Below are 2,889 nucleotides of genomic sequence, written 5' to 3' on the forward strand. Positions count from 1 at the left end.
GGCTGCGGGGGTGGGCGCCTGCGCGGCGGGGAACGTCGGCCGGCCGGGCGCCGGATGTATGGGCTCGGGGGACGGCGGCGGGGTGCGGGTGCCGTCGCCGGTTCCGTGGGCGCCGGCGTTTCCGTCACCGCCGGAGTGCGGGCTGCCGCCGCCGGGCGCGACGGAACCGCTCGCGCCGGGGCCGCCTGAGCCGGTCGCGCCGGGCGCGCCGGCCGGGTCCCGGTCCGGTGCGTCGCCGGCGTCCGCCTCGTCCTCGTCCTCGACGGAGATGCCGTACTCGGTGGCCAGGCCCACCAGGCCCGACGCGTACCCCTGCCCGAGGGCCCGGAACTTCCAGCCGTCACCGCGGCGGTAGAGCTCGCCACAGATCATCGCGGTCTCGTCGCCCGTCTCGGGCCGGACGTCGAAGCGGGCGACGAGGGGGCCGGGAGCGGCGGCGGTGTCACCGGCCGCCGGGGAGGCGGCGGAGGCGTCGTACAGCAGCAGGCAGAGGTCGTCGACCAGGCCGAAGGTCCCGCCGTCCGCGGAGGCGGCGATCACCACGCGGCGTACCGAGCCGTCCAGCGGGGCGAGGTCGGCCTCGACGGTGTCGGTCAGCCCCTCGTGCAGCCGCTTCTTGGGCAGGTGGCGGACCAGGCCGGAGGGATGGCGGGGCTGGTTGTAGAAGACGAAGTCCTCGTCCGAACGCACGCGGTCGTCGGCGCCCAGGAGCAGGGCGGAGACGTCCACGTCGGGGACGCCGGCACCGGGGGTCCAGCGCAGCACCGCCCGGACGGCCGGGGCCTCCAGCGGGATGTTCGATCCCTTCAGCATCGCGTGCGTCATGCCCGCAATCCTGCCCTCCCGCGCGGGCCGCGGACAACGCGGGCCCCGCCCCGGCCGAAGCGCGACCGGCGGGGACCCCGGGAGCCGGGGGAGCGCCCGGGGCGCGGGGCGGGCGCGCGGAAGCCGTGGGGCGGCGGTGTGGGCGGCGGTGTGGGAGAGGCGGTATAGGGGCGGTGTGGGGGAAGGAGAAGAGATTCCTCCGGTATTTGGGGAACTCTTGACCCGTCTCCGGACGTACGATAATCGGCCACGCTCGTCGGCTGGACGGCCCGGCGGCACGGCGCGGCACAACGGGGAGAAAGATGCGGCATTTTGGACACCTCGCGCCCGAGGTCCGGAACGGCTTGTTCCACCGGGAGCCGGCCGAGTTCGGCACCGACTCCCCGGCCCGTACGCTCGCCGTCGCCCTCGGCGCCACCCTCTACAGCCCCGCCACCCGGCCCGCGCTGGCCCGGGACGTCGTCAAGCAGGCCCGGCAGGGTGTCGTGTCCATGGTCCTGTGCCTGGAGGACTCCATAGCGGACGGCGAGGTGGCCGCCGCGGAGGAGAACCTGGTCCGGCAGTTCGCGGAGCTGGCCGACGCACCCGGCGGCCCGGTGCCGCTGCTGTTCGTCCGCGTCCGCCGCCCCGGCCAGATCACCGACCTCACGCGCCGCCTCGGCCCCGCCCGGCGGCTGCTCTCCGGCTTCGTCCTGCCCAAGTTCACCGAGGACCGCGGCCTGCCCTTCCTGGAGGCGCTCGCCGAGGCCGAGGCGGCGTACGGGCAGCGGCTGTTCGCCATGCCCGTCCTGGAGTCCCCGGAGCTGCTGCACCTGGAGACCAGGGCCGAGACGCTGGGCGGGATCGCCCGCGCCGTCGACAAGTACCGCGACCGGGTGCTCGCCCTCCGCCTGGGCGTGACCGACTTCTGCTCCGCGTACGGGCTGCGCCGCGCGCCCGACATGACCGCCTACGACGTGCAGCTCGTCGCCTCCGTGATCGCCGACGTCGTCAACGTCCTCGGCCGCGCGGACGGCAGCGGCTTCACCGTCACCGGGCCGGTGTGGGAGTACTTCCGCCAGCACCAGCGGATGTTCAAGCCGCAACTGCGCCGCAGCCCGTTCGCCGGGCCCGCGGAGGCGCTGCGCTCCGCCCTGATCGAACACGACATGGACGGCCTGCTGCGGGAGATCGAACTCGACCGCGCCAACGGCCTCCAGGGCAAGACCTGCATCCACCCGTCGCACGTCGCCCCGGTGCACGCGCTCTCCGTGGTGAGCCACGAGGAGTTCGGCGACGCGGAGGACATCCTGCGGTCCGTGGAGGGCGGTGGCGGAGTGCTGCGCTCCGCCTACACGAACAAGATGAACGAGGTGAAGCCGCACCGCGCCTGGGCAGAAAGGACTCTGCTGCGGGCCGAGGTGTTCGGTGTGGCACGAGAGGATGTCGGTTTCGTGGAGCTGCTGGCGGCGAGCGTGCCGACGGCGACGACGACGACGACGACGACGGCGACGGCGACGACGACGACGGCGACGACGACAGCGGCGGTGACGACGACAGCGACGACGACAGCGGCGGTGACGGCGTCGGCGCAGGCCGGGCGAGAGGGAGTGACGTTCTGATGTGGTCGGGCCAGTGGGTGACCGATCGGCTCGGCGTACGGCTGGAGGGCGACGCGGAGCTGTCCGGGCTGCTCGGCCTGGCCCTGCGCCGCAACCCGAAGCGGGCGCACCTGCTCGTCTCCCGGGTGCTGGGCAAGCACGTGCCGCAGCGGCCGTCCGTCGTCCACGGCGTGGGCCTGGACCTCGGCCGCCGGGTGCGGGCGCTGCTCGGTGAGGCGGAAGCCGCCGGGGCCGTCGTCCTGGGTTACGCCGAGACGGCCACCGGCCTCGGCCACTCGGTCGCCGACGGGCTCGGCCTCGCCCCTTACCTGCACTCCACGCGCCGCCCGGTGGCCGGCGTCGCCCCGGCCGGCGGCTTCGAGGAGGAGCACAGCCACGCGACGTCCCACCTGCTGCTGCCCGAGGACCCGCGGTTCTTCGCGGGCGACGGCCCGCTGGTGCTCGTCGACGACGAGCTGTCCAC

Annotated in this window: 3 protein-coding genes; 2 read left to right on the plus strand and 1 reads right to left on the minus strand. The window is 74.7% G+C overall.

Going from position 1 to position 2,889, the window contains the following annotated elements; translation table 11 throughout:
• The coding region (locus JNW98_RS33405; protein ID WP_223772049.1) for a TerD family protein at positions 1 to 825 on the minus strand (825 nt) is incomplete at its 3' end.
• Positions 826 to 1,127: 302 nt separating this feature from the next.
• Between JNW98_RS33405 and JNW98_RS33410 the strand changes: the two genes are divergently transcribed.
• The gene (locus JNW98_RS33410) at positions 1,128 to 2,426 is read left to right on the plus strand and encodes an HpcH/HpaI aldolase/citrate lyase family protein (RefSeq protein ID WP_223772050.1); all 1,299 of its coding nucleotides are present in this window, start codon (positions 1,128 to 1,130) and stop codon (positions 2,424 to 2,426) included.
• On the plus strand, positions 2,426 to 2,889 hold a 464-nt coding region (locus tag JNW98_RS33415; protein ID WP_223772051.1), incomplete at its 3' end, for a phosphoribosyltransferase domain-containing protein. The genes JNW98_RS33410 and JNW98_RS33415, both read left to right, overlap by 1 nt.

This window comes from Streptomyces huiliensis (assembly GCF_020037025.1).
GTDB lineage: Bacteria > Actinomycetota > Actinomycetes > Streptomycetales > Streptomycetaceae > Streptomyces > Streptomyces huiliensis.

What these genes read in the sequence shown, in the direction of transcription:
- JNW98_RS33410 (WP_223772050.1), top strand. Translation starts at nt 1,128, where the DNA reads ATGCGGCATTTTGGACACCTCGCGCCCGAGGTCCGGAACGGCTTGTTC.